General features: G+C 70.4%; 22 protein-coding genes and 1 pseudogene. 8 read left to right on the plus strand and 15 right to left on the minus strand.

Annotated elements, in window-relative coordinates; translation table 11 throughout:
• Positions 1 to 1,218: a dipeptidase gene (locus KVT44_RS43175; protein ID WP_217573415.1), complete on the plus strand. Its 1,218-nt coding sequence runs from the start codon at positions 1 to 3 to the stop codon at positions 1,216 to 1,218.
• Here KVT44_RS43175 and KVT44_RS43180 read toward each other — a convergent pair.
• Together KVT44_RS43180 and KVT44_RS43185 are read right to left on the minus strand one after the other, a co-directional pair.
• Positions 1,158 to 1,532: pseudogene (locus KVT44_RS43180) on the minus strand (hypothetical protein); the annotation flags it as partial. The gene KVT44_RS43175 and the pseudogene KVT44_RS43180 sit on opposite strands and share 61 nt — an antisense overlap.
• 106 nt (positions 1,533 to 1,638) lie before the next feature.
• Positions 1,639 to 2,007: a VOC family protein gene (locus KVT44_RS43185; RefSeq protein WP_099922312.1), complete on the minus strand. Its 369-nt coding sequence runs from the start codon at positions 2,005 to 2,007 to the stop codon at positions 1,639 to 1,641.
• 104 nt (positions 2,008 to 2,111) lie between these two features.
• Here KVT44_RS43185 and KVT44_RS43190 point away from each other — a divergent pair, with 104 nt between their 5' ends.
• Positions 2,112 to 2,609, plus strand: a complete 498-nt coding sequence (locus KVT44_RS43190; protein WP_217573417.1) for a CGNR zinc finger domain-containing protein — start codon at positions 2,112 to 2,114, stop codon at positions 2,607 to 2,609.
• A gap of 179 nt (positions 2,610 to 2,788) precedes the next feature.
• Here the strand turns inward: KVT44_RS43190 and KVT44_RS43195 are convergent, their stop codons facing one another.
• On the minus strand, positions 2,789 to 4,132 hold the full coding sequence (locus tag KVT44_RS43195) for a UDP-glucose/GDP-mannose dehydrogenase family protein (RefSeq protein WP_099941717.1): 1,344 nt from the start codon (positions 4,130 to 4,132) through the stop codon (positions 2,789 to 2,791).
• Between the two features lie 175 nt (positions 4,133 to 4,307).
• Between KVT44_RS43195 and KVT44_RS43200 the strand changes: the two genes are divergently transcribed.
• Complete coding sequence (locus KVT44_RS43200; protein WP_054236893.1) at positions 4,308 to 5,465, plus strand: acyl-CoA dehydrogenase; 1,158 nt, start codon at positions 4,308 to 4,310, stop codon at positions 5,463 to 5,465.
• Between the two features lie 114 nt (positions 5,466 to 5,579).
• Here KVT44_RS43200 and KVT44_RS43205 read toward each other — a convergent pair whose 3' ends face one another.
• From KVT44_RS43205 to KVT44_RS43215, 3 genes are all read right to left on the minus strand, one after another.
• The gene (locus tag KVT44_RS43205; RefSeq protein WP_217573419.1) at positions 5,580 to 6,140 is read right to left on the minus strand and encodes an SMI1/KNR4 family protein; all 561 of its coding nucleotides are present in this window, start codon (positions 6,138 to 6,140) and stop codon (positions 5,580 to 5,582) included.
• A 48-nt stretch (positions 6,141 to 6,188) separates the two neighbouring features.
• The gene (locus KVT44_RS43210; RefSeq protein ID WP_190171958.1) at positions 6,189 to 6,827 is read right to left on the minus strand and encodes an HAD family hydrolase; all 639 of its coding nucleotides are present in this window, start codon (positions 6,825 to 6,827) and stop codon (positions 6,189 to 6,191) included.
• Between the two features lie 151 nt (positions 6,828 to 6,978).
• Positions 6,979 to 7,524 carry an acyl-CoA thioesterase gene (locus KVT44_RS43215; RefSeq protein ID WP_217573420.1) on the minus strand — a complete coding sequence of 182 codons (546 nt, stop codon included), beginning with the start codon at positions 7,522 to 7,524 and terminating at the stop codon, positions 6,979 to 6,981.
• A 119-nt stretch (positions 7,525 to 7,643) separates the two neighbouring features.
• Here KVT44_RS43215 and KVT44_RS43220 point away from each other — a divergent pair, with 119 nt between their 5' ends.
• Entirely contained in the window at positions 7,644 to 8,930 is a 1,287-nt protein-coding gene (locus tag KVT44_RS43220) for an LCP family protein (protein ID WP_217573422.1), read from the plus strand.
• 74 nt (positions 8,931 to 9,004) lie between these two features.
• On the opposite strand, the gene KVT44_RS43225 is transcribed toward KVT44_RS43220, so the two are convergent.
• Complete coding sequence (locus KVT44_RS43225) at positions 9,005 to 10,561, minus strand: LCP family protein (protein ID WP_217573424.1); 1,557 nt, start codon at positions 10,559 to 10,561, stop codon at positions 9,005 to 9,007.
• A 72-nt stretch (positions 10,562 to 10,633) separates the two neighbouring features.
• Here KVT44_RS43225 and KVT44_RS43230 point away from each other — a divergent pair, with 72 nt between their 5' ends.
• Positions 10,634 to 11,674 carry a glycosyltransferase family 2 protein gene (locus KVT44_RS43230; protein WP_217573426.1) on the plus strand — a complete coding sequence of 347 codons (1,041 nt, stop codon included), beginning with the start codon at positions 10,634 to 10,636 and terminating at the stop codon, positions 11,672 to 11,674.
• A gap of 88 nt (positions 11,675 to 11,762) precedes the next feature.
• Here the strand turns inward: KVT44_RS43230 and KVT44_RS43235 are convergent, their stop codons facing one another.
• The 4 genes from KVT44_RS43235 to KVT44_RS43250 form a co-directional block, all read right to left on the minus strand.
• Positions 11,763 to 13,583: an LCP family protein gene (locus tag KVT44_RS43235; protein WP_217573428.1), complete on the minus strand. Its 1,821-nt coding sequence runs from the start codon at positions 13,581 to 13,583 to the stop codon at positions 11,763 to 11,765.
• Positions 13,584 to 13,724: 141 nt separating this feature from the next.
• Positions 13,725 to 15,467 (minus strand): LCP family protein, encoded by a 1,743-nt coding sequence (locus tag KVT44_RS43240; RefSeq protein WP_217573430.1) that lies wholly within the window; start codon positions 15,465 to 15,467, stop codon positions 13,725 to 13,727.
• Between the two features lie 244 nt (positions 15,468 to 15,711).
• Entirely contained in the window at positions 15,712 to 16,926 is a 1,215-nt protein-coding gene (locus KVT44_RS43245) for an LCP family protein (RefSeq protein ID WP_217573432.1), read from the minus strand.
• Positions 16,927 to 17,187: 261 nt separating this feature from the next.
• A complete protein-coding gene (locus KVT44_RS43250; RefSeq protein WP_190171964.1) occupies positions 17,188 to 17,943 on the minus strand; it encodes a TIGR03089 family protein in 756 nt (251 codons plus the stop codon).
• A gap of 129 nt (positions 17,944 to 18,072) precedes the next feature.
• Here KVT44_RS43250 and KVT44_RS43255 point away from each other — a divergent pair, with 129 nt between their 5' ends.
• Both KVT44_RS43255 and KVT44_RS43260 read left to right on the plus strand, forming a co-directional pair.
• Positions 18,073 to 19,407 (plus strand): peptidoglycan recognition protein, encoded by a 1,335-nt coding sequence (locus KVT44_RS43255; protein WP_254650683.1) that lies wholly within the window; start codon positions 18,073 to 18,075, stop codon positions 19,405 to 19,407.
• A gap of 120 nt (positions 19,408 to 19,527) precedes the next feature.
• Positions 19,528 to 20,610, plus strand: a complete 1,083-nt coding sequence (locus tag KVT44_RS43260; protein ID WP_217573434.1) for an NDP-sugar synthase — start codon at positions 19,528 to 19,530, stop codon at positions 20,608 to 20,610.
• Positions 20,611 to 21,262: 652 nt separating this feature from the next.
• On the opposite strand, the gene KVT44_RS43265 is transcribed toward KVT44_RS43260, so the two are convergent.
• From KVT44_RS43265 to KVT44_RS43280, 4 genes are all read right to left on the minus strand, one after another.
• Positions 21,263 to 22,276 carry a DNA-3-methyladenine glycosylase gene (locus KVT44_RS43265; RefSeq protein WP_217573436.1) on the minus strand — a complete coding sequence of 338 codons (1,014 nt, stop codon included), beginning with the start codon at positions 22,274 to 22,276 and terminating at the stop codon, positions 21,263 to 21,265.
• Positions 22,277 to 22,458: 182 nt separating this feature from the next.
• Entirely contained in the window at positions 22,459 to 23,865 is a 1,407-nt protein-coding gene (locus tag KVT44_RS43270) for a coenzyme F420-0:L-glutamate ligase (RefSeq protein ID WP_254650684.1), read from the minus strand.
• A complete protein-coding gene (gene cofD / locus KVT44_RS43275; protein ID WP_099922328.1) occupies positions 23,862 to 24,821 on the minus strand; it encodes a 2-phospho-L-lactate transferase in 960 nt (319 codons plus the stop codon). The genes KVT44_RS43270 and cofD overlap by 4 nt, the downstream gene beginning before the upstream one ends.
• A 62-nt stretch (positions 24,822 to 24,883) precedes the next feature.
• Positions 24,884 to 25,375 (minus strand): cysteine dioxygenase family protein, encoded by a 492-nt coding sequence (locus tag KVT44_RS43280; RefSeq protein ID WP_054229209.1) that lies wholly within the window; start codon positions 25,373 to 25,375, stop codon positions 24,884 to 24,886.
• Between the two features lie 706 nt (positions 25,376 to 26,081).
• On the opposite strand from KVT44_RS43280, the gene KVT44_RS43285 reads away from it, so the two are divergent.
• Entirely contained in the window at positions 26,082 to 26,345 is a 264-nt protein-coding gene (locus KVT44_RS43285) for a WhiB family transcriptional regulator (RefSeq protein WP_003975777.1), read from the plus strand.
• Positions 26,346 to 26,398: the final 53 nt, after the last annotated feature.

A 26,398-nucleotide genomic window follows, 5' to 3' on the forward strand; every position in this document is an offset into this window, starting at 1 on the left:
ATGGCCTCCGCCACGTCGTCCGTCACGTCCACGGCCCCCCTCGACGAGGCCCGCGCCCTCCTCGCCGACTTCCCCGTCGTCGACGGCCACAACGACCTCCCCTGGGCGCTGCGCGAACAGGTCCGCTACGACCTCGGTGCCCGCGACATCGCCGCCGACCAGAGTGCCCACCTGCACACCGACCTGGCCCGGCTGCGCGCGGGCGGCGTCGGCGCGCAGTTCTGGTCGGTGTACGTCCGCTCGGACCTGCCGGGCGCGGTCACCGCGACGCTCGAACAGATCGACTGCGTACGGCGGTTGATCGACCGTCACCCCTCCGACCTGCGGGCCGCGCTGACCGCCGCCGACATGGAGGCGGCGCGCGCGGAGGGCCGTATCGCCTCCCTGATGGGCGCGGAGGGCGGCCACTCCATCGACAACTCCCTCGCCGTGCTGCGGGGGTTGTACGCGTTGGGCGTGCGCTACATGACCCTCACCCACAACGACAACATCGCGTGGGCGGACTCGGCGACCGACGTGCCCACCGTCGGCGGTCTGTCGGCCTTCGGCCGTGAGGTCGTGCGGGAGATGAACCGCGAGGGCATGCTGGTCGACCTCTCGCACGTCGCGGCGACGACCATGCGGGACGCGCTCGACACGAGCTCCGCGCCGGTGATCTTCTCCCACTCCTCCTCGCGCGCGGTGTGCGACCACCCGCGCAACATCCCGGACGACGTCCTGGAGCGGCTGCCCGCCAACGGGGGAGTGGCGATGGTGACGTTCGTACCGAAGTTCGTCCTTCAGGCGGCGGTCGACTGGACGGCCGCGGCCGACGAGAACATGCGCGCGAACGGCTTCCACCACCTCGACACCACCCCCGACGGCATGAAGGTCCACCGCGCCTTCGAGGAGTCCCACCCGCGCCCCGTCGCCACGGTGTCGACGGTGGCGGACCACCTCGACCACATGCGCGAGGTCGCCGGTGTCGACCACCTCGGCATAGGCGGCGACTACGACGGCACGGCGTTCACCCCGGACGGCCTCGACGACGTCTCCGGCTACCCGAACCTGATCGCCGAGCTGCTGGACCGCGGCTGGTCGAAGACCGACCTCGCCAAGCTGACCTGGCAGAACGCGGTACGGGTGCTGGGTGCCGCGGAAGACGTGGCGCGCGGTCTTCAGGCCACCCGCGGTCCGTCCGTCGCGACGATCGAGTCCCTCGACGGCGACGGGGCCTGAGCGTCCAGGGCGGGGTAGTCGGTGTAGCCGTCCGCCCCGCCCACGTACATCCGGTACCGGTCCCGGACCGGGTTGAGCGGGGCGCCCAGCCGCAGCCGTCGCACCAGGTCCGGGTTGGCCAGGAACGGGCGGCCGAGGGCGACCAGGTCGGCGGTGGTGGCGCGGATGTCGTCGCGGGTCATCTCCCGGGGCACGACGGCGGGCCGGTGCCCCCGCGGAGTGAAGATCGTCTCCGGCAGCGGCACGGGGGAGGGCGCGACCGGGGTCAGGCCGGTGGTCGCCGGATGGCTGACCCGCCCACCGTGCTGGACTTCACGGCCCGCGCCGCGCAGTGCCGCTGGGAACTGTCGACCGCGAGAATCGCCGAACTGGACGGCTAGGCCCCCTCGGCCTCGCCCGCGTCCGCCCTCCCGCTCGTCCTCAGCAGGCGCAGAGACAGAAGGGGTGCCCCGCCGGGTCGGCGTACACGCGCCAGGTGCGCGAGCGGTCCTCGGTGTCCAGCGGCTTCGCGCCCAGCGCCAGCACCTCCTTCTCGGCCGCGTCCAGATCCTCCACCACCAGGTCCAGGTGGAACTGCTGCGAGCCGTCCGGCGCGGGCCACCGCGGCGGGACGAAGCCGGGCGCCTGCTGGAAGGCGAGCGCCTGACCGCCCGGCACCTTCAGGTCCACCCACGAGCCGTCCCCGGGGTCCTCCTCCACGCTGCCGCCGAGCACCTGCGCGTAGAACCCGGCGAGCGCGCGCGGGTCGGAACAGTCCAGGACGACGACACCCAGCTTGGCGAGAGCCATGACTTCCTCCGATGGGTTACCAACGACACCAATGAGTTACCTCAAGACCTCTTCAAGAGGTAACGGTTACTGCATGCTCCCGCATAGGAGGTAACGTCGCAACCATGAATGACCGTGCGCCCGCGCCCGGCGGTCTGGCTCTGATCCAGTCGCTGGTGAACACCCTGGACATCGAGTCGGGCGCGGACTCGCTGGACACCGCCGAGGGCCGGGCGCCCTTCGGCCTCGCGGAGGGCGAGGCGGAGGCGGCCCGCGAGCTGCGCGAGTCGTTGCGCGCGGCCTGCCTGGCGCACGCGGGCCACCCGGCGCACCGCGCGGTGACCCCTCTTGGCGAGCTGCTGGCCCGGGCCCCGCTGCACGTGACGGTCGACGAGCGCGACGGCGCGGCACGGCTCGCCCCCGCGGGCGACTCACTCGCGTCACGCGTCGCGGCGGCCCTCGCGGACGCGCTCGTCGAGGGCACCTGGCTGCGGCTGAAGGCCTGTGAGGCACCGACCTGCCACTGGGCGTACTACGACCGCTCCCCGGCGGGCCGCGGCCGTTGGTGCTCGATGGCGGTCTGCGGGGCGCGCGCGAAGATGCGCCGGTACCGCGCGAAATAGCCCGTTCGTACGCGGGAAGTGGACAACAGGCCGCACCGGTCGCCGGGAGCGTGGAGAATGTGTGGCGACGGCGGTCCGGCCGACTGAGCCTCGGCCGGACCGCCGTCACCTGCGAAGCGCTACGGGGTCACCTGCGAAGCCCCACCAGGGCCACTGGGGCCACTGGGGACTGTCCGGCCCTAGGCGGTCGGGCGGCCCATCGCCCGGTACGTCCAACCGGCCCGGCGCCACACCTCGGGGTCGAGCGCGTTGCGGCCGTCCAGGAGCACCCGGGCCGAGGCGGCCTCGCCCAGCACCGCAGGGTCCAGCTCGCGGAACTCCCGCCACTCGGTCAGGTGCAGGACGACGTCGGCGCCGCGCACGGCCCCGACGGCGGAGTCGGCGTACCCGAGCGTCGGGAAGAGCCGCTTGGCGTTCGCCATGCCCTTCGGGTCGTAGACGGTGACCTGGCCGCCCTGGAGGTGGATCTGCCCGGCGACGTTCAGTGCGGGCGAGTCCCGGACGTCGTCCGAGTCGGGCTTGAAGGTCGCGCCGAGCACGGCGACCCGCTTGCCGAGGAAGGATCCGCCGCCCAGCGCCTCCCGGGCCATCTCCACCATCTGGCCGCGACGGCGCATGTTGATGGAGTCGATCTCGCGCAGGAAGGTCAGCGCCTGGTCCGCGCCGAGCTCACCGGCCCGGGCCATGAAGGCGCGGATGTCCTTCGGCAGACAGCCGCCGCCGAATCCGATCCCCGCCCGCAGGAACTTCTTCCCGATCCGCTCGTCGTGGCCGATGGCCTCGGCCAGCAGGGCGACATCGCCGCCGGCGGCCTCGCAGACCTCGGCCATGGCGTTGATGAAGGAGATCTTGGTCGCGAGGAAGGAGTTCGCGGAGGTCTTCACCAGCTCGGCGGTCGGGAAGTCGGTGACGACGAAGGGCGAGCCCTCGGAGACGGGCGTCGCGTACACCTCGCGCAGGATCTTCTCGGCCCGCTCGCTGCGCACGCCGGCCACGAGACGGTCGGGGTGCAGCGTGTCCTGGACGGCGAAGCCCTCGCGCAGGAACTCCGGGTTCCAGGCGAGCTCGGCGTCCTCACCGGCGGGGGAGAGCTCGGCGAGCGTGCGCGCCAGCCGCTCCGCGGAGCCCACCGGCACGGTGGACTTGCCGACGACGAGGGCGGGGCCCAACAGGTGCGGGGCGAGCGTCTCGAAGGCGGCGTCGACGTACGACATGTCGCACGCGTACTCCCCGTGCTTCTGCGGCGTGTTCACGCAGACGAAGTGGACGTCGCCGAACTCCCCGACCTCGGCCCAGTCCATGGTGAAGCGGAGCCGGCCGGTGGATCCCTCGATGCCCGCCACATGCTTGCGCAGCAGCTCCTCGAGCCCCGGCTCGTACATCGGGACCTCGCCCCGCTGCAGCATCTCGATCTTCTCGGGGACGACATCGAGCCCCAGTACCTCGAACCCGAGCTCGGCCATGGCCGCGGCGTGGGTGGCGCCGAGATAGCCGGTGCCGATCACGGTGATCTTGAGGGCCATGGGTGCTCCTGGGATGAATGGGCTCGGTGCGCTGCCCGAGCATAGTCGGGGCATGTTCGGGCCCCTCATCGGGCAGGTTGCCCCTTGTCGCCAAGCTCACGTATCCCTCCCGTGGGCGGACCCCTAAAATTTGGGTTACTTAACGGTAATTAGCGTCCTTGGAGCGTGAGAGACCTTGGCCGGATCGGCTGATTTCGACCTGTACCGCCCGTCCGAGGAGCACGACATGCTCCGTGACGCGATCCGCTCGCTGGCCGAGGCGAAGATCGCGCCGTACGCGGCCGTGGTGGACGAGGAAGCCCGTTTCCCGCAGGAGGCCCTGGACGCACTGGTCTCCTCCGACCTGCACGCCGTGCACGTGCCGGAGTCGTACGGCGGCGCGGGTGCCGACGCGCTCGCCACGGTGATCGTGATCGAGGAGGTGGCGCGTGTCTGTGCCAGCTCCTCCCTGATCCCGGCCGTGAACAAGCTGGGCTCGCTCCCGGTGATCCTCTCCGGTTCCGAGGCCCTGAAGCAGAAGTACCTGACCCCGCTCGCCAAGGGCGACGGGATGTTCTCGTACTGCCTCTCGGAGCCGGACGCGGGCTCGGACGCCGCGGGCATGAAGACGAAGGCCGTCCGCGACGGCGACGACTACGTCCTCAACGGCGTGAAGCGCTGGATCACCAACGCGGGCGTCTCCGAGTACTACACGGTGATGGCGGTCACCGACCCCACCAAGCGCTCGAAGGGCATCTCGGCCTTCGTCGTCGAGAAGTCGGACGAGGGCGTCTCCTTCGGCGCCCCCGAGAAGAAGCTCGGCATCAAGGGCTCCCCGACGCGCGAGGTCTACCTCGACAACGTCCGCATCCCCGCCGACCGCATGATCGGCGAGGAGGGCACCGGCTTCGCCACGGCCATGAAGACCCTGGACCACACCCGCATCACGATCGCCGCGCAGGCGCTCGGCATCGCGCAGGGCGCCCTCGACTACGCCAAGGGCTATGTCCAGGAGCGCAAGCAGTTCGGCAAGGCGATCGCCGACTTCCAGGGCATCCAGTTCATGCTCGCCGACATGGCCATGAAGATCGAGGCCGCCCGCCAGCTGACGTACGCCGCGGCGGCGAAGTCCGAGCGCGGCGACAAGGACCTCACCTTCCAGGGCGCCGCGGCCAAGTGCTTCGCCTCGGACGTGGCGATGGAGGTCACCACGGACGCCGTCCAGCTCCTCGGCGGCTATGGCTACACCCGCGACTACCCGGTCGAGCGCATGATGCGCGACGCCAAGATCACCCAGATCTACGAGGGCACGAACCAGGTCCAGCGCATCGTGATGGCCCGCAACCTCCCGTAACCCACCCCCGCACCACGAACTCGAGGGGCACCCCGCCGGGGTGCCCCTCGTTCTTGTCCCCGGTCGGCCCACTCGCGCGCCAGTCACGTGCCCCTACGCGCCAGTCACGTGCCCCTACTCGGCGTCGAACCATTCCTTCTGCGCGGCCCAGTGTCCGACCCACCCCGCGAACCCCGGTGCGGAGGTCGTGAACCCGAACTCGGCGCCGAAGGGAGCGGCGCCCTCCCCGGTGACGTGCCAGATGTGCCCCCGGTGCGGGCCCGTGACGACGAGATGCCAGTTCATTCCGCACCCGTCGGTGCCCAGCACGACGGATCCGTGGTCGAAGACCCGCTCGACGACCGGATCGATCTCCTCAGCCGGCCTCGGGTCGTCCTCCCACAGCCACGCCTCCGTGAGCGGGAACGGTCGGCTCAGGTCGCGCCCCTGCCCGTCGTCGCCCCAGTCCTCGGGCAGCTCGGCCAGGGACACCAGCCCGTACTCCGGCGGCCCGGAGTACGACCCGTCGGTCACCTCGGCGACGAACGTCCGGTACGGCTCGGGCAGCACGATGCCGTGCTCCGCCTCGAAGGCGTGCACCGCCGCCCAGCCGAGCGCCGACTCCCCGTCGTCGTCCATGTCGAACGCCCCTCGCAGCGCCGCGAGTTCCTCCGGGGTGGCCTGATCGTCGTTCATGCGGTCATGGATACCAGCCGGCTCCGACAGCGCCCGGTGCGCTCGGCCTCACAGGCCGTTCAGGGCGTTCCGCAGATCCTCCGGCGTGCGGTAGTGGACGGTCCGCATACCGAGTGCGGCCGCCGCCTCCACGTTCTCCAGGGTGTCGTCCACGAACAGGCAGCGCTCGGCCGGGACGCCGGCCCGCTCGACGGCGATGTCGTAGATGCGCCGGTCGGGCTTGGCGATGCCCACCCGCGCGCTGCTGACCACGTGGTCGGCGAGGTCCGTCAGGCCCAGGGACTCCAGGTCCTCCTCCAGCTGGACCGAGGTGTTGGTGACGAGGACCAGGGGCATGTGGGTACGGGCCCGGCGCAGCAGCGCCACCACAGTCTCGTCGGCGTGGAACGGCGAGCGTATGAGCGCTGTGCTCAGCTCCACCGCCGTCCCGTCGACCACCAGCCCGGTCAGGCCCCGCAGGATCGACCCCGCCCACTCGTCCGGTGTGATCCGGCCCAGCACCAGCGGAAGCACCGTCTCCGGTGCGAAGGCCACCTTCATGGTGGTGCCCTCGGCCAGCCCGGCGGCGCGCTCCAGCGCGTACAGGTGGGCCGGTTCGTAGACGCGGATCACGTTGTCGACGTCACAGAGCACCGCGTCGAAGGGGCGTCCGCCGGAAGCGGGCGGGGCGGCGGGGGAGAGGGTCATGACGTCACCCTGACATCCGCCCGGGAGCCACTCTCGGCCAGGGCCACCGGCCGGGGTGACTTCCCGGCCCGGCCCTCGGGCGTCCAGCACCGCCGAACCCCTACTGGTCCAGCCCCTCGCGTCCCTGCTGGTCCGGCCCCTCGCATCCCGACTAGTCCAGCCCCTCCGAGGCCCGCTTCTCCCGGAGTTCCATGATCGCCCGACGGCGTGCCAGCCGGTGGGTGCGCCGGATCTGCGCCTCCTGGTAGCGCCGCTCGTCGCGCTCGGTCTCCGGGAGGACGGGCGGCACGCGCCGCGGCTTGCCGTCGGCGTCGACCGCGGCGAAGACGAGATAGGCCGAACCGACCTGCTGGGGCGGCGTCGACTCGTTCCAGCGCTCGGCCAGCACGCGCACGCCGACCTCCATGGACGTCCGCCCCGTCCAGTTCACCTGGGCCTTCACATGGACGAGGTCACCGACGCGGACCGGCTCCAGGAAGACCATCTCGTCCATGGAGGCGGTGACGGCGGGCCCGCCGGAGTGCCGCCCGGCCACCGCGCCCGCCGCGTCGTCCACGAGCTTCATGATCACTCCGCCGTGCACCGTGCCCAGAAGGTTGGTGTCGTTGTGGGTCATGATGTGGCTGAGGGTGGTCCGGGACGCGAAGGTCGGCTTGCCCGGTATATCGGATTCCGGGTTGGGCGCCAGGTCTGTCATGCCGTCCACCCTATGCGGGGGCGTGCGAGAGTCGCTTTGCATCAGCTCTGCAACAGGCGTGACCCAGATCTCCCCGGTCTCTTGTTAGGCACACCGTGCGGACCTGCACACTGGTCCGCATGAACGATTGGCCCGACGGGTGGTCCGACAGCAACCGCAGCGACCGTTACGGACGCGGCAGCGCAGGCGCTCAGCCTGAGGGCGCCCGCGTCATGCGGCAGGTTCAGCGTGGCCCGGGAACGCCCGGTCCGCGCCCGTCCGCCCCGCCGTACGGCGGGGTGCCCCAGCAGCCGACGTACGACGACGGCCAGGGGTATGACAACGGGTACGACTCCGGTTACAACACCGGGCACGTCTACGGTTCGCCGGGCGGCCCCGGTGGTCCGCAGGGTCCCGGCGGCCAGGGCGGCCGTGGCCCGCGCCCGGCGCCGAACTGGCGCCGGCGGATCAAGTGGATAGCGATCACGCTGGTCACGCTGCTGGTCGTGGTCTCCGTGGGCACCTACTTCTGGGCCGACTCCAAGCTCCACCGTGACGTGGATCTCTCGAAGGTCATCGACCGGCCCGACTCGGGCAAGGGCACCAACTACCTGATCGTCGGCTCCGACAGCCGCGCCGGCATGTCGGCCGAGGAGAAGAAGAAGCTGCACACCGGGTCCGCCGAGGGCAAGCGCACGGACTCGATGATGATCCTGCACGTCGGGGACAACGGCGACACCCTGGTCTCCCTCCCCCGCGACTCGAACGTGACGATCCCGACGTACAAGGGATCCGCGTCCGGCAAGACCTTCCCCGGCACGGGCCGCCAGGTGAAGCTCAACGCGGCGTACGCGGAGGACGGGCCGACGCTGCTGGTCCGCACCATCGAGTACAACACCGGCCTGCACATCGACCACTACGTGGAGATCGGTTTCGCCGGGTTCGCGAACATCGTCGACGCGGTCGGCGGTGTGGAGATGACCCTCGACCAGGGCTTCAAGGACAAGTACTCCGGCGCCGACTTCAAGGCGGGCAAGCAGACCCTCAACGGTGAGCAGGCCCTCGCCTTCGTCCGTACCCGCCACGCCTTCGCGGCCTCGGACCTCCAGCGCACCAAGAACCAGCAGAAGTTCCTGTCCGCCCTGGCCCACCAGGTCGCGACCCCCGGGACCATCCTGAACCCCTTCAAGCTGTACCCGACCATGGGCTCCGGCCTCGACAGCCTCACCGTCGACAAGGACATGAGCCTGTGGGACCTCGGCAGCATGTTCTGGGCGATGAAGGGCGTCACCGGCGGCAGCGGCAAGTCCATGAACATGCCGATCTCCGGCTCCACGGGCGGCAACCTCGTCTGGGACAAGGCCAAGGTCAAGACGCTGGTGGACGAGCTGAAGAACGACCAGACGGTGACGGTGTCGAGCAACTGACCCGCACCACCACGTAGGGCCCCGCCGGACGATACGGCGGGGCCCTTCGCGTGTCCCGTGGACGCGCGCGTCACCTACGTGCACACCACCTGATCCCCCGTCACCACCCGGGTCTCGCCCTGGTAGGGATCCTGCACCCGGACCCGTGTGACCTCCTTGAAGTCCGCCCCGGCGATCACCTTCAGCAGCGGTCCCCGCCCTTTGACCTCGCGCAGCTCGCTGCCCGGGAGCGCGGCGGCGAGGGACTTCGCGGAGCGGTCCCAGCGCGGGTCGTAGACGATGACGCTGTGCCGGGCGTCGCGGTCCTGGGCGTTGACGGGCCGGCCCGTCGTGCGGAACCCGGTGGCGGCCAGGGCGCCGTCCATGCGTTTGCCGAGGCCGTCCGTGGGCGTCCCGTTCTCCACCTGGACCTGGATCTGCTGCGGAGCCACCTCGACGCGCACGGTCTTGGCGTGTGCGGCCTTGTGCGGGGGAGCGAGCGGCTTGTCGTCGCGCAGTGACTGGAAGAGCGCGGCGGCCTTGTTGTCGTCCCACTTCAGTGTGGAACCGATGCCCTTGGCCATGTAGGCCATCTGTCCGATCGGCACGGTCGTGAACTCGGAGGAGGAAGGGGAGAAGTTCCGCATCGCCCGGCCGAGGTCCAGCAGCTCGTCCGTGCCGAACCCCTGGTCCGCGCGGACCGAACCGAGCACGGCCCGGGTGACATCACGGAACTTCATCGGGTTCAGCAGCACCCCCGACGACGTGGCCCGCTCGATCAGCGCCGCCAGGAACCGCTGCTGGCGCTGCATCCGGCCGATGTCGGAGGCGCCGTCGACATGCCGGGACCGTACGTACTGGAGTGCCTGCCCGCCGCTCAGCGTGTGCGTGCCGGCGGTCAGGTCGAGTCCGGTGTACGAGTCCTTGAGGGGCTGTGCGGTGCAGATGCTCACGCCGCCGAGCACGTCCACCGTCCGCATGAAGCTGGTGAAATCGACCTCCAAGTAGTGGTCGATCTTCACATGGGTCATGTTCTCGACGGTGCGCACGGTCAGCTGCGGGCCCCCCTCCGCGTACGCCGCGTTGAGCTTGATCGGGTGGGGGCCGTGCTCGGCGCCGGTGGTCTGGTCGGTGTGCGCGGGCACCTCGGCGTACGAGTCGCGCGGCAGGCTCACGACGCTGGCCCGCTCCCGGTCGGCGGCGATGTGCACGATCATCATCGTGTCGGTGCAGTGGCACGGGGCACCGCCCAGACGGTACTTCCGCCGCTCCTCCTCCGTGATCTTGTCGCGGCCGTCGGTGCCGACCAGCAGCACGTTCATACCGTGGCCCCCTGCGGGGCGGTTCTTCATGTCCTTGAAGGGGTCGACCCGGGCGATGTTCTCGCCCAGGCTGGTGACCACCGCGTGCCCGATGCCCGCCGAGGCGAGGACCACCACCGAGATCGTGGTGACCACCCGCATGGCCCAGCGCGGCTTCTTCCTCCGTACGGGGGGCCGTACGGTGGACCGCTCCGGAGGCCGCCGGGAGCGGGGCGGCTGCGGGCGGCTCTGGGGGCGGGGCTGCGGGCGTGCGGGGGAGCGGGGCGGCGTGGGCAAGGGGGACACCTCCGCGGGGGTGAACGTGGGGATCCGTGAGCACCGTAGGCCCATACGATCTGCTGCCCGGCCCGTGGACCGGGCGGCGCGCGCCCGTGTCCCCCATTCGCGGTAACGTGACGTCCGATGAGCGAGAAGCCTGACGTGCGGCCCCCCGCCGTTTCTGTGATCATGCCCGTCCTCAACGAGGAGCGGCATCTGCGCGGGGCCGTCCAAGCGATCCTGGCGCAGGAGTACGACGGCGAGATGGAGGTGGTGATCGCCATCGGTCCGTCCTCGGACCGTACGGACGAGATCGCCGCCGAACTCGTCCGCGAAGACCCGCGCGTCCACACCGTCCCGAACCCCACCGGGCGCACCCCGGCCGCGCTGAACGCGGCGATCAAGGCGTCCCGGCATCCCGTCGTCGTACGCGTCGACGGGCACGGCATGCTCTCCCCGAACTACATCGCGACCGCCGTGCGCCTCCTGGAGGAGACCGGCGCGCAGAACGTCGGCGGCATCATGCACGCCGAGGGCGAGAACGACTGGGAGCACGCGGTCGCCGCCGCGATGACCTCGAAGATCGGGGTCGGGAACGCCGCCTTCCACACGGGAGGCGAAGCGGGTCCCGCCGAGACCGTGTACCTCGGTGTCTTCCGGCGCGAGGCCCTGGAGCGCCAGGGCGGCTACAACGAGGAGTTCATCCGCGCCCAGGACTGGGAGCTGAACTTCCGGATCCGGGAGGCGGGCGGCCTCATCTGGTTCTCGCCCGAGCTGCGGGTGTCGTACCGGCCCCGGCCCTCGGTCAAGGCGCTCGCCAAGCAGTACAAGGACTACGGGCGCTGGCGCCATGTCGTCGCCCGCTACCACGAGGGCTCCATCAACCTGCGCTACCTGGCCCCGCCGACCGCCGTGTGCGCGATCGCGGCGGGTGTCGTGGTGGGCGTGGCGCTGACGCCCTGGGGCTTCGTGATCCCCGTCGGCTATCTCGCGGCGATAGCCGCGGGCTCGCTGCCCGCGGGCAAGGGGCTGCCCCTGAAGGCCCGCCTGCAGATCCCCGTCGCCCTCTCGACCATGCACATGTCGTGGGGCTTCGGCTTCCTCACCAGCCCTAAGGCGCTGGCGAAGAAGGTCATCGCCTCCCGCCGCCCGGCGGTACTCGGCTCGACGGAGCCCGCCAACTGAGCCTCATCCGTGAGCAGTTGGGCCCCTCTCGACATCGAGAGGGGCCCAACTGCTTTCTGTCGACCGGCCTGCGGCCAGGTGCGGTTTCCTACGACCAGGTGTAGTCCTTGTTGACGTGCATACAGGCGTCGGTCTTGGCGCCGTTGAGCACGTCCGCGGACTCCGGCGTCGTGTCGTCCTGCGCCTTCGCCTTGTACGCCGTGCCCTCGCGCCAGTCGGCGCCGACCACGAGCGTGACGCCCGAGACGTCCGTCGACTTCTTCACCGCGCTCAGCGGGACCCCCAGCGCCTTGGCGACCGCCTGGGCGTCGCCCTGCAGATCGGCGCTCGGATAGCGGATCACTGTCGTCTCCTCGGCGGTCGCCGACGAGGTGTCCGCCTCGGCCCTGGTGAAGCCCTTGCCGACGAGCAGCTGGGACACCGTGCGCGCGCGTCCGCCGACCGGGCCCAGCGCGGCCGTGCGGGTGCCGTTCTGGACGGTCACACCGATCTGGTCGTCCGCGGCGGCAGGGTCCGTGGAGGCCTTCACCGCGGTCGCCTTCTTCTTGTCCTTGCCGTCGAGCGCGACGTCCTCGCGCACGAGACGGAACAGCTGCTCGGCCTCGGCCGGCCTGGGCTCCACGCGGTTGCTGTCCGACACGGCCCACTGCCACGGCATCGTGGTCATCGTGATGCGCTTCGGTTCGACCTTCTTGAGCTCGTTGCTGAGGTCGTAGAGCTTCAGCACGCTGCCCAGGCCCTTGTCGACGGTCAGCGCCTTGGTGGCCGTCTCCGCGAGGCTGCGCAGCTTGCCGGGGTTGCTGATCGTGGCGTTCTCGCGCATCTGGCGGACCATCGAGTTCATGTACTGGTGCTGGGCCCTGGTCCGGTAGATGTCCGTGTTGTCCTCGAAGCCGTACCGCGTCCGCAGCCAGGCCAGGGCCTGTGTGCCCTTGACGGAGGTCGTGCCCTTCTTCAGCTTCAGCCCGGAGCCGTGGCCCTGGCTGTCCTTGGAGTAGATGTTGGCGTCGACGCAGACCGGGACGCCGCCGATCGCGTCCGCCATCGACACCACACCCGAGAAGTCGATCTGCATGAAGTGATCGATGTGGATCTTGGTGAGCTTCTCCCAGGTGGCCACCGTGCAGCCCGGGCCGCCGCGCCCGAGCGAGATGTTGGTCATCACCAGTCCGACCGTCGCCGGGTAGACCTTCTTGGTGTCCGGGTCCGTGCACTTGGGCATCTTCAGCAGCGTGTCGCGCGGCATGCTGATCACCGACATGTTGCTGCGGTCGGCGGAGAGGTGCAGCAGCATCTGGACGTCCGCGAGCGGGGGCGCGTTGAAGTCGTCCTTGGCGCCGCCGAGCGCCTGGTTCTCCTTGGTGTCCCGGGCGTCCGAGCCGATCAGAAGGATGTTCAGGGGGGTCTGCCCGGCCGCGTTCGCCTTGCTCTTGGCCGCCCGGTCCTTCTCGTCGCCGAGGTTCAGCTCGTCCTTCTTGATGTTGTCGTTCAGGTGCTGGTAGTAGAGGTAACCGGCGCCCGCCGTGCCAAGTATCAGAAGCGCCAGGACCGACGCCGACCAGCGCAGTATGCGGCGTCTGCGCCGTGGGTGCCCGCCGTCGCCGCCCCCGCGCCGACGCCCGCCGCCACCGCCGTGCCGGCCCTGCGCCCGCGGTTCGGCCGACGCGTCGTCGCCGTCCCTGTCGACCGGACGCCCGTCGCGTCCGGCCCCTCGGCCGTCGGTCGAATCGCCGCCCGTGCCGCTGGAGCCGCTGCCTTTACCGGTGGCATCGCCACCTCTGCCGCCGGAAGCTCCGCCTCCGTCGGTGGGATCGCCGTTCTCGTCGTACAGGCTGTCGTCCCAGCCCAGATCGTCGGCCTGCCGGACACGTGGTCGAGCCCCCTCCCCACGCACACCGCTTCGCGCCATCTCCCTGCCCCTCCCCACCCTGCGCCTGACAAACGGGTCCGTCCCGCGCCCGATCGGACGCGTACGTCTGGCCGGACACCCCTTGCGTCCGGCCCGGACGCCCCCGCGTCCTGTTAGACGTCTGACAGACCCGTTAGGTCATCAACTGGCGCACACTGTCTTGTCCGCCGTGGACTTGTCGACCTCGGGCGCCTTGGTCGGAGTGGTCAACGACACCCCTGCGCCCTTGAAGTCCTTGCCCAGGGTCAGCACGATCGCGGGCAGACCCTGTGAGTTCTTCTCGCTCTTGCCAGGCTTCAACGCCGAAGCGGACAGCCCCATGAGGTCCGCCAGTTTGCGCGCCTGATCGGCCTGGTCGGGAGAGTACTCCAGGGTCGTCTTGCTCAGTGTTGCGTCGGCGTTACCGAGTTGGCTGGATTTGAGCACGCCCTCAGTATTCTGCAGCCAGTTAAGAGTCTCCTGTGCGCTGCCGGCGGGGGCGCCGCCGTTGTAGATGTCGACGCGGATGTCGGAGGCGGCGGAACGCGTGCCCTTGAGGCGGGCGGCGACCTCGGCCTTCTCCTTCTTCTCCTTCTGCTTCACGGCGGTGAAGGAGACGTCGTTCTTGATCGCGTCGAAGACCGCGGGGGCCTGCGACTGGTTGACGACGACGGTCGCCTTGACCTTCTCGGCGGGGTTGTCGAGCACCGGCACCGTGGTGAAGGTGATGTTCTTCGTGGGCACCTTCTTCAGCTCCAGGGCCACGTCCTTGAGGGTGCTGACCTTTCCTATGCCCGTGTCCACAGTGAGCGCCTTGGTGGCGGCCTCGGCCAGGCTGAACAGCTTGGCGGGGTTGGTGAGGGTGTCGCTGGAGGCCATCTTGCGCATCAGTGAGCCCAGGAACTGCTGCTGCACCTTGATGCGGTCGAGGTCGCCCTGGTTGCCGAAGCTGTGCCGGGTCCGCACGAACGCGAGAGCCTGCTCGCCCTCCACCTTGGACTTGCCCGCGGGCAGCTTGAGGTGCGACTCCTTGTCGTTGACGGCGTGCGCCACGCACACGTCGACGCCACCGACCGCGCTGGTCAGCGTCTTCACCGCGTTGAAGTCGGCCATCATGAAGTGGTCCGGCACGATGCCGGTGACGGCCTTGACCGTGAGCATGGTGCAGCCGGCGTTGCGGCCGTCCTGACCGAGGCTCGTGTTGAAGCGGACGTTCTGTGTGCCCGGGACGACCTTCTCGGTGCCGTCCGACTGCTTGACCGGACAGTCCGGCACGTCGACGATCAGGTCACGCGGAATGCTCAACGCGGTCGCGTTCGTACGGTCCTTGGAGACGTGCAGCAGGATGTTGGTGTCGGCGTGCCCGACGCTGCCCTTGTCGCCGTAGCCCTCGTTGCCCTTGCCGGTGCGCTTGTCGGTGCCGATGATCAGGATGTTGAAGGCCTCGTCCTTGCTGAAGCCCTTCTTGCCCGCGCTGCCGACGTCCGTCGTACTGACGTTGCCCTCAAGGTGCTTGAGGTAGAGATACCCCGCGGCGGAGACGGCGACCAGCACGAAGGCCATCGAGCCGCCGGTCCACAACAGTATCTTCTTCGCCTTCGACTTCTTCGGCTTCGTCCGCCCCTTGCGACGGCCCGGCGGTGGCTCGGCCGGCGCGCCGCGGCGCCGCCGCGGCCCGGGCACATCGGGGCCGGGCGTCGCCGGACTCTCTCGTTCCGGCGCCCGGCGCGCACGTGTCCCCGCTCCCGGTCCCGCGTTCTCGGGGCTGCCCCGACGCGGTCTCGGGACTCCCGACTGCGGAGCGGAAGGAGTCAGTCGCAGTTCGTATTCACCGGTGTTCGGGTTGAGTACCCACTGGTCTGCGGGGTCGATGTTGTCCGCCCGCCCACGGCCTTGCGCGTCCACGGTTGTCTGAATCCTCCGTCGGGGCCACGCGGCGCTCTTCCCCCTCAAAGAGCGCTCGGGTCTCGGTCAGCAGTGCGCGACCCCCAGGACGGACCTCGTGGCCGGGTGCACCGGATCGCTCACACTATCCGGCCGGTTCAGGGTCAAGCGACGGTGGTGACAAATTCCACCTTCCTACAACTGGGCAATCCGCCCTATTTCTCAGAGACTTCTCAGCTCCGCAGTTCCCGCCTTGGCGCACGCTTTACCCGCAGGCGTCCTCGGCCGCCGTGTTACCGCGAAAAGTCGGCGCGGATGTGGGAGCGTCGGGCCGCTTTCCCGTCGACTTCCCGTTGCCGTGCGACTCCTCTTCGTAGTCGAATGCCGAGTCGTGGCCGCTTGCCGAGTCCGTCGGAAGGTCCTTCGCGACCGCCACCGGAGCGTCCGCGCGCAGCAGGGCGAAGAGTTTGTCTGCCGCGGGTTTCACGAGCTGGTCGCGATTGGCGTTGTAGACGTACGACGTTCGGGGCACCGTCAGGAATTGGACACGTTCCGTGGGGATATTGCGCATGCCGCGGACCAGGTCGTACAGCCCGCGCAGGCTCGCCAGATCCGGGTCCGTGGTGAGCGAGGAAGTGGCCGCGTCGAGCATGGGATAGAGCCGTGCCGGATTGAGCAGGACGTCGTTGCTCTGCACCTTGTTGACGAGCGCGCCGAGGAACCGCTGCTGGCGCTCCATCCGGTCGGTGTCGCTGCCGTCGCCGATGCTCTTGCGGGCGCGGACGTAGCCGAGGGCCTGTTCGCCGTCGAGCACGACCTTGCCCGCGGGCAGCTTCAGCTTGGCCGCCTTGTCGTCGATGGGCTCCTTCAGGCACACCTCCACGCCGTCCACGGCGTCGACCATGTCCTTGAACCCGTGGAAGTCGACGACCACGTGGTGATCGACACGGATGTTCGTGAGCTTCTCGACGGTCCGGATCGTGCACGCCGAACCGCCCACCTCGAAGGCGGAGTTGAACATCGCGAACATGGGCCGGGTGCGGGTGCCGTCCGGACGCCGGCAGCTCGGCACGTCCACCATCAGGTCGCGGGGCAGGGAGACGGCGGTGGCGCTGCTCCGGTTCGCGGACAGGTGCAGCAGGATCGTGGTGTCGGAGCGCTCGGTCCCGGAGTCCCGGCCGTACGCCTTGTTCCCGTCCCCCGACCGCGAGTCCGACCCGATCAGCAGGATGTTCTGCGCGTCGCGCACCAGCGCGGTGGGCCGCTCCTTCTCGTAGCGGGCGAGCTCGGCGGCGGCTTCCTCGTCGGCCGTGATGTTCCGGCTCAGCTTCTCGTACGCGACCAGACCGACGCCGACGGCACCGAGGACCACGACGGCGACACCGAGCGCCGAGTACTGCACCCAGCGTCGCCGTCGCCGTCGTACGAGCCCGGCACCGGTGGGCGAAGCCCCCGCTCCCGGCCCTGTCCTGTCGGTCACGTCGGAGTCCACCCCTCATGGCGTGCGAGCGTGCGGTGCTCCTACGACCATGGCTCGGAGGCCCGGCGACGGCGGCAGATAAGGGGCCGAACGGGTGACGGGATCCGTCAGGGGCGCGGGGCCCCGGCAGGTACGGATCCGCGACGGGACGGCGGACGCGACCGGCCCCCACAGGCCCGCCCCGACACGTGCCCGCCCCGACAGGCGACCGGCCCGGCAGGCGACCGGCCCCCACGGGCCGGCCCGGACGGCGATCGGCGACTACCGAACCGTCGAAGTCACCCGCTCGCTCTCGATCCGCTTGGCCAACGCGTCCTCGCCCAGTCGCTCCAGATGACGACAGAGCACCACGGACCCCCCGGAGGCGAGCGGCGCGTACAACCCCGCGCTCAGCCCCTCCCAGGTGTCGTACGCCAGCGCGGACAGGATCCGCGACCCGGGCCCCGTCAGATCCAGCGAGGCCGCCTCCGCCCGGGCCCGCTCGACGACCTCGGCCCCCGTGTGCTCGGCCCCGGCGACGATCAGCGCGGCCTCCTCCGGGTCCACCGGCGCGTACGGCTGGAAGCGGTCGCCCTGGCTCGGCACCTCGACGGCGTAGTCGGCGTACCCGGCGGGCGGTGTCGGGAAGCGGCGCCCCAGCGGCGCGAGCGAGAGGGCGACGCGCTCACCAGAGCAGGCGAGCCCGGCCTCGAGCGCGTCGGGCCCCGCGACGACGAGGTCGGCGGCACCGGGATCGCCCCCGACATCCGCGACGACCCCCACCGAGGAACACGCGAGCAGCCACACCGCCGTCTGCCAGTGCGCGGGCAGCAGCAGCGCCACCCGGTCGCCGGGCTCGGCGGACAACTCGCCCTGGAGGAGGTTGGCGGTCTTGGCCACCCAATTGGCGAAGGTCGCGACGGACAATTCGACACGTTCGCCCGTGGCGTCGTCGTAGAAGGTCACCAGGGGGCGCGCGGGGTCCGCGGCAAGCGCGGATCGCAGCAGGTCGGCAGGGGTGCGGTCGGTGGCGTTCACGCGCGCAAGCGTACGCGGGGGCGCCCGGCGGGATGCGGCGTCCGCGCCACCGGTTCGGCCGAGCGCGACCCGACGGTCCGTCAAATCCGCAATGGACAGATATGTATGGCTATGTCCACGATCGGGGGCATGCATGGAATCCTTGCTTCCTCGGTCGGCGTCACCTGCGCGGCCGCACTCACCTTTCCGCTGACCCTGTCCGCACCGGCACACGCCCGACCCCAGGCGGCGAGGACCGAGCCCGCGGCGCCGGGCAGCACCCAGTCCTTCCCCCTGGTCCCGCTCTCCGGCGACCGCTCGCTCGGACCCGACGCGCCCGAACAGGGCCTCGGCAGACGGAGCGTTCGGACGTTCTCGCTGGTCGGGGTCGTCTGGGACGACCCCGACACCGAACTGCGCGGTCGCGTCCAGGTCCGTACCCGCGCCACCGGAGCCAACCGCTGGTCCGGCTGGCAGGACATCGAGACCCACAACCACGAGCACGCGGCCGACCCGGACACCGCCGAGGGCAGCTCGGGCCGGGTGCGCGGCTCCACGGCGCCCCTGTGGGTGGGCGACTCGGACGGGGTCGAGGTCCGCGTCCAGGCGCAGGTGGACGAAAGAGCCACGGCAGCCGGCGAGTCGCCGCTCCCCAGAGGCATGCACCTCGAACTCGTCGACCCCGGCGCGGAACCCGCGCCCCGGGGAGCGGTGACGGGCGACGGGCTCGCGGGCGCGGAGAGCGCCCAGGCCTACGCCACCTACGCCACCAACACCGATCTCGCCCCCTTCGGCGCCGCGGAGATCCCGGCGCTGTCCAGGACCGAGACCGAACGCGAGTTCGCGGCCCTCCGCCAGGGCGCGTCGCACGCGGAGCCGTACATCGGTGAACGCCCGAGCATCGTCACCCGGCGCGGCTGGGGCGCGGACGAGAGCCTGCGCGAAGGCGGCTTCGTGTACACCAAAAAGGTGAAGGCCGCCTTCGTGCACCACACGGCCTCGGGCAACAACTACAGCTGCTCCCAAGCCCCTTCGGTCATCCGCAGTATCTACCGCTACCACGTAGTGAGCAGCGGCTGGCGCGACATCGGCTACAACTTCCTCGTAGACAAGTGCGGCAACATCTACGAAGGCCGCGCCGGGGGCGTGTCGAAGCCCGTCATGGGCGCCCACACCCTCGGTTTCAACGACGACACCATGGGGATCGCGGTCCTCGGCACCTTCGGCAACACCAAGCCGGCCGCCGCCTCGGTGACCGCCATCGCGCGGCTCACGGCATGGAAGCTCGGTCTCTACGGAGCCGATCCGCGCGCCAAGACATACCTGAAGTCCGGCGGTGGCAATCTCTACCGAAAAGGTAAGAACGCACGACTGAACGTGATCTCTGGTCATCGGGACGGGTTCGCCACGGACTGCCCGGGGAGTCTCCTGTACGGCAAACTCGGCTCGGCCAGAACGGCCGCGGCCCGCTACCAGGGCCGCTGAGGTCTGTGCGGAGCCATCGAGGACACCCCACTGCCGTCGAAGGCCTTCTTACTACCGACTGCATACACTGGCCGGCCGAATCACCCTTCGGCCGGTCCCGGCAGGAAGCAGAGACGACAGGTGACAGAAGCGATCCTCCTGGTCGGGGGCAAAGGCACCCGACTGCGCCCGCTCACGGTCAACACCCCCAAGCCGATGGTTCCGGCGGCCGGGGTCCCGTTCCTCACGCATCAGCTGGCGCGGGCGAGAGCGGCGGGCGTCGAGCACATCGTCCTGGCGACCTCCTACCTGGCCGAGGTCTTCGAGCCGTACTTCGGTGACGGTTCCGGGCTGGGCCTCCACATCGAGTACGTCACCGAGGAGGAGCCCCTCGGCACGGGCGGCGCGATCCGCAACGTGGCCGCGCGCCTGCACTCCGGCCCCGACGAGCCGGTCCTGATCTTCAACGGCGACATCCTGACGGGCCTGGACATCAGGGCCCTGGTGGCGACCCACGAGACGACCGGCGCGGACGTCTCCCTCCACCTCACCCGCGTCGAGGACCCGCGGGCGTACGGGCTGGTCCCCACGGACGCGACAGGCCGCGTGACGGCCTTCCTGGAGAAGCCCCAGACCCCCGAGGAAATCGTCACCGACCAGATCAACGCCGGGGCGTACGTCTTCCGCCGCTCGGTCATCGACACGATCCCCGCCGGCCGCCCGGTCTCGGTGGAACGCGAGACCTTCCCCGACCTCCTGGCGACGGGAGCCCACCTCCAGGGCATGGTGGATTCCACCTACTGGCTGGACCTGGGCACCCCCCAGGCCTTCGTACGAGGCTCCGCGGACCTCGTCCTGGGCCGCGCCCCCTCCCCGGCCGTCCCGGGCCGCTGCGGGGACCGTCTCGTGCTGCCCACGGCCAGGGTCGCCCCCGACGCCAAGCTGACCGGCGGCACGGTCGTCGGCGACGGCGCGCGCATCGGCGAGGGCGCCCGCATCACGGGCAGCACCATCATGTCCGGCGCGGTCGTCGAACCCGGCGCCGTCATCACCGACTCCCTCATCGGCGCCCGCGCCCACATCGGCGAACGCACCATCCTCTCCGGGACGGTCATCGGCGACGGCGCGGTGGTCGGCCCCGACAACGAACTCCGCGAGGGCGTAAGAGTCTGGTGTGAGGCCAAGATCCCAGCGGGGGCGCTCCGCTTTTCGTCGGACCAGTAGAGCGGCCAGATCGGCTGCGGGGTGGGTGGGGGCTGGTCGCGCAGTTCCCCGCGCCCCTAAAGGCCTCGGTCCGCACGGCGTTGCGAGGCCGGGGCCGGGGCCGGGGCCGAAAACCAGACCCCACCCACCCCAGGCCCACCCCCTCAGCCGTCCCGAAGGCCGTACCCCGCCCACTCTGTCCATCCCACCCACCCAGGCCGGCACTTCCGGCCTGCCGGGCGTTTGAGGCCGGAGAGGTCGTATCCCGCTCACCCAGGCCCGTACTTCCGGCCTGTCGGGCGTTTGGGACCGGAGGTGGGAGGCCGTACCCCGCTCACCCCGGCCCGCACCTCCAGCCTGTCCGGCGTTCGAGGACGAGGTCGGGGGTCGATGCCCCACCCACCCCCAGGTCCACCCACCCACCCCGGCCTGTATCACTCAGCCTGTCCGGCGTTTGAGGACGAGGTCGGGGGCCGATGCCCCACCCACCCCCAGGTCCACCCGCCCACCCCGGCCCGCATCACTCAGCCCGTCCGGCGTTTGAGGACGAGCCCTTCGGGCGATCGGGGGTCCGGGGGCGGAGCCCCTGGCGGGGTCGAAGGGGCGGAGCCCCTGGGGATGGGACGGGTAGGGGCGGCGGGGGCGAGAGACTCCCGGCCCGTACCCGGGACGACTACAGCCGCCCGATATCCCCCCGCGGCATCCGCGGAACCCGCCGCGCAGGCACCCGCCCCGACAACAGAATCAACCGAGCCGCCCGATGCCGCTGCCCGGCATACGGCTCCAACAGCGAAAGCATCACGGAGTCGTCCGCATCCCGATCCCCCGCCAGCGCATACCCCACGATCCCCGGCAGATGAAGATCCCCCACGGTCACCGAATCCGCCGCACCATGACTCCGCTGCACGGTCTCCGCCGAGGTCCACGGCCCAATCCCGGACACCAACTCCAACCGAGCCTGCGCAGCCCCCGGCTCCATCCCCACCGCCTCCTCAAGCCGCCCCGCCACCCGAACGGCCCGCAGAATCGTCGACGCCCGCTTGTTGTCGACCCCGGCCCGATGCCACTCCCAGGAGGGAATCAGCGCCCACGTCCGCGGCTCCGGCATGACGGACATCCGCTCCGGCGCGGGCCCCGGCGCAGGCTCCCCGAACTTCCGTACGAGCAACCGCCACGCCCGATACGCCTCGTCCGTCGTGACCTTCTGCTCCAGAACGGACGGAATGAGCGACTCCAGCACCAGCCCGGTACGCGTCAGCCGCAACCCCGGCCGCCGATGCCGCGCGACGGCGACCAGCCGATGACGAGGCTCGAAGGCATCGGGATCGTCGGCCGCGCCGAGCATCTCGGGGAGCTGTTCGAGCAGCCATTCGCTCCCCGGCCCCCACGCCTCGCCCCGCACCACTCCACTCCGCGTCGAGACCCGCAGCGTCCCGGCCCCGGCGGGCGTCCGGCTGGTCCGCCACACGGCCCCGTCCGGCGTCGCACGGAAGGTCGGATCGCCGGGTCCACGGCGCAGCGGCCCGAGCACGAGCCCGAGATCGACCGGCCAGGGCGGCGTCCAGGTGCGCGTACGCTCAGGTGCGACCGCCTGTCGAGGCACCCCACCGGAGGCATCCGCGGGCACGGCGACATGCCCGCCGCGCACAGTCGTACGCGTCGGCCGAGGAGCGAAACGTCCAGCCACGAAAAGGGTCCTAGGAAGCTCGGGGTGCCCTACGAGAGTAGGCGCTCACCCTCTCCGAACACCCGACTCTCGACGCACACCACTCTCGACGTGCAACGCACACCACACCTGGCGCACCGCACCTGGCCGAAGACTCTCCGCGCTCCTCGACAAGGGCTGTCACCACCCCCTGGCAACCACTCTCACCGCACCTCGACAAACGCCCCGGCATCCCGCGAGGGCCGAGCCCGCGGCTCCTCCGCCGCATGTCCGACCGCCACGGCCCCCATCGGATCCCACCCCTCCGGCAGCTCCAGCACGTCCCGTACGACATCCCGGCAGAACATCGTCGACGACACCCACGCGGACCCGAGCCGCTCCCCGGCGAGCGCGACGAGGAAGTTCTGCACCCCCGCGCCGACGGCGACCACGAACATCTCCCGCTCGGCCCCGTCCCGCCGCGGATCGCCGTACGTGTGCGACCCGTCCATGACGAGACACGGCACTACGAGGTAGGGAGCGTTGCGCAGCACATCACCGCGCCGCACCCGCTTGGCGATCGACTCCTCGCTCTTCCCGTCCCGCCGCAGATCCGCGATCCACGCGTCCCGCATGGCGTCGAGCAGCCGCGTACGCGACTCCTCGGACTCCAGGAGCACGAACCGCCAGGGAGTGGTGTGATGCGGCGCGGGAGCCGTGACGGCCGCGGCCACGGCCCGCCGCACGGCACCCGGATCCACCGGCTCGTCGGTGAAGGCCCGTACGGTACGCCGCTGGGTCACGGCCTCCCGTACGGCCTCCGACGTGCCGAGCCGGAACATGTCGTCGCGCGCGCCCCGCACCATCGCCCGCGTCCCCTCCCCGTCGTCCTCGGCCACCACATGGGGCAGCCCGCGCACGACGGCGACGGGCAGCCCGGAGGCCTTGCCCTTGACCAGGTCACCGGCGGCGGCGAGCTCGTCGGCGGTGGCGACGACGGTGGCGCTCAGCGGATTGCCGTGCGCGTCGGTGCCGCCGCGCAGATCGTCCAGCACCCGTACGCCCGCGGCGCCGATGGCGACATCGGTGAGCCCGGTGCGCCAGGGCCGCCCGAACGTGTCGGTGATCACGACGCCGACGTCGACCCCGAGGGTGTCGCGCAGCTCGTCCCGGATGGCCCGCGCGGACGCGTCGGCGTCCTCGGGCAGCAACAGGACGGTGCCGGCCGGGGTGTTGGAGGCGTCGACCCCGGCGGCGGCCATCACGAGGCCCTGCCGGTTCTCGACGATCCGCAGGGCCCCGCGGCGCGCCACGACCCGTACGGTCTCGGCGTCGATGGCGGCCTCCCGGTCGGCGGCCTCGACCAGGCGCCCCTCGGCCTTGGACACGATCTTCGAGGTGACGAGGAGAACGTCCCCGTCGACCAGCCCGGGCTCGGCGACGGCGATCAACTTGCCGAGATCGTCGCCCTGTCGAACCTCGGGGAGCCCGGGCAGCGCCCAGACCCGGTAACCGGGAGAGGCGACGGAGGCGTCCACCTCCTGGTCGCCCGCGCGCCCTTGTCCGGGAGCGTGTTCGGGAACATCTTCCGGAACTTGTTCCGGAGAAGCCGGAGAGAGCCGTCCGCTCATGACTCCCGCACCTCCTCCGCCAGTGTCAGCGCCTCGCGCGCCATCTGTGCCGCGGTGTCCAGGTCGGACATCATCAGCGGCACGGCCCGGCACCGGATCCCGGCCGCCTCGACCCGTTCCACGGCGGACGCGTCCACCGTGTCGACGAGCCAGCCGTCGAGGAGCCCCGAGCCGTAGTGCTCGGCGACCGCCGTGGCCGTGGACTCGACGCCGACCGCCGCCAGCACCTTGTCGGCCATGCCCCGCACGGGCGCGTCGCCGACGATGGGGGAGAGGCCCACGACGGGCACGCCCGCGTCGGCGATGGCCTCCCGGATGCCGGGCACGGCGAGGATCGTGCCGATGGACACGACCGGGTTGGACGGCGGGAAGAGGATGACGTCCGCCTCCGCGATGGCTTCCAGGACACCCGGTGCGGGCTTGGCCTGCTCGGCGCCGACCGGCACCACCGCCTCGGCCGGCACGGATGCCCGCAGCCGCACCCAGTACTCCTGGAAGTGGATCACCTTGCGCTGCCCGTCGATCTCGACGGCGACATGGGTCTCCACGCGGTCGTCGGACATGGGAATCAGCCGGACGCCCGGCTTCCAGCGGTCGCACAGGGCTTCCGTGACCGCGCTGAGCGGATAGCCCGCGCTCAGCATCTGCGTCCGCACGATGTGCGTCGCGAAGTCGCGGTCGCCGAGCCCGAACCACTCGGGCCCGACCCCGTAGGCCGCGAGCTCCTCCTTGAGGTGGAAGGTCTCGTCGGTCCGGCCCCAGCCCTGTTCCTCGTTGATGCCGCCGCCGAGCGTGTACATCACCGTGTCGAGGTCCGGGCAGACCTTCAGGCCGAAGAGATGGATGTCGTCGCCGGTGTTGCCGATGACCGTGATGTCCGCGTCCGGCACGGCCCGCTGGAGACCACGCAGGAACCGGGCACCACCGATACCGCCTGCCAGAACCACAATGCGCATGGGGTTCAGTCTGGCAGGCGGGTACGACAACGCGTGAGGCGGTTACGAGACCGCGGGCGCCCTCAGGCCGTGACGACGGCCGGCGCGCACTGGGCCGAATGCATCGGCATCTCGGTAAGACCCGGGTAGTAAACGTGCAGGCTCACGGCCGGTTCCAGGGAGTCGTTCACGACCTCGTGGATGTACCCCGGCGCGAACACCCGCTGGGATCCTGCCCCCAACGCGCGGGTGTCGCGCTCCGTGCGCTCGGTCAACGCGCCCTCCAGGACGGTGAGTACGCCGGAGGAGCGCCCGTGGTCGTGGAGTCCGCTGCCCTGTCCGGGCACCCAGGACAGCAGCCACACCTCGTAGCCGGGTCCGGTGCGCAGCCGGTGGTACCAGCGGGAGGTCGCGTCGTACTGGACGAGGTGCTCCCACTGGGAGCGGTCGGCGGCGATGGAGCGGGCCAGGCCGACGAACTCGGACACGGTGGCGGGGTGCTCGCGCGGCGGCTGGAGCAGGTGCGGTACTTCGAGGATGTCGCCGGCGATCTGGAGGTCGCTGTCGCTGTTCATGGGTGCGGTGGTTCCTCGGCGGGGAGCTGGGGTGTCGCGGGGCCGTTTCCGTCCGGGTCACGGACGGGGAGGGTGCCCTGGTACGGGCGATCGCCCCGGAAGCGGGGCGGGGATTCGCCTCAGTGGCGGCGAGGCAGCCGGAGCGCGGTACGGCTCAACAGCTGGGACAGCAACAACAGCTACAGCGAGCGCGGGCAGCACCGTGGGACCCGGCGGTGCGGGTCGAGGTGAGCGCCAAGTTCGCGAGCATGCCCATAAGGACATCGGTTCACACCTCGACTGTCAACTTCATGTCCGCTATATGGGAAATATTTCACCTCATCCGGTTCATCTGTGTGACGAAAGGTTTGCTCTGGAGCCACCCCGGACACATGGCGCACAACCGGGCGCACAAACCTCGATGCGATCCCGTGATCCAAATGTGATCCGGTTCGCTTCGGAGTCCGCGTCGGAACGAGATCGAACTTCTGGGCGTCCTTCCCAGTAGCGGGTCGGGGGTCCGGGCGGGCCCTTTGAGGCTGTCAGGGCTTATGTCGATTTGAACACTTTCCGCATAGCCTTGGTTCCGCAGAGTGAATAAGGGACCCAATAGCAGATCTCGGCTTGACTGGCCCGGATCGGCACACTTGTAATTTCACTCGTGTCGTTCAGCCGAAATCGGTAACGGCAGCATCACGGGGACGCGAAAGACAGACGAGGGGCGCACATGACCGAGCTGGTGCAGCAACTGCTGGTCGACGACGCGGACGAGGAACTCGGCTGGCAGGAGCGCGCGCTGTGCGCCCAGACCGACCCCGAGTCCTTCTTCCCCGAGAAGGGCGGCTCCACCCGCGAGGCCAAGAAGGTCTGTCTCGCCTGTGAGGTCCGCTCCGAGTGCCTGGAATACGCGCTCGCCAACGACGAGCGGTTCGGCATCTGGGGCGGTCTGTCCGAGCGCGAGCGCCGAAGGCTGAAGAAGGCCGCCGTCTGACCGCACGGCGCGCACCCCTCGTACCGATACCGGCAGGTAAGAACGGCCCGTCG

The sequence above is a fragment of the Streptomyces sp. GbtcB7 genome (assembly GCF_019091445.1).
In the GTDB taxonomy this organism is placed as follows: domain Bacteria; phylum Actinomycetota; class Actinomycetes; order Streptomycetales; family Streptomycetaceae; genus Streptomyces; species Streptomyces mirabilis.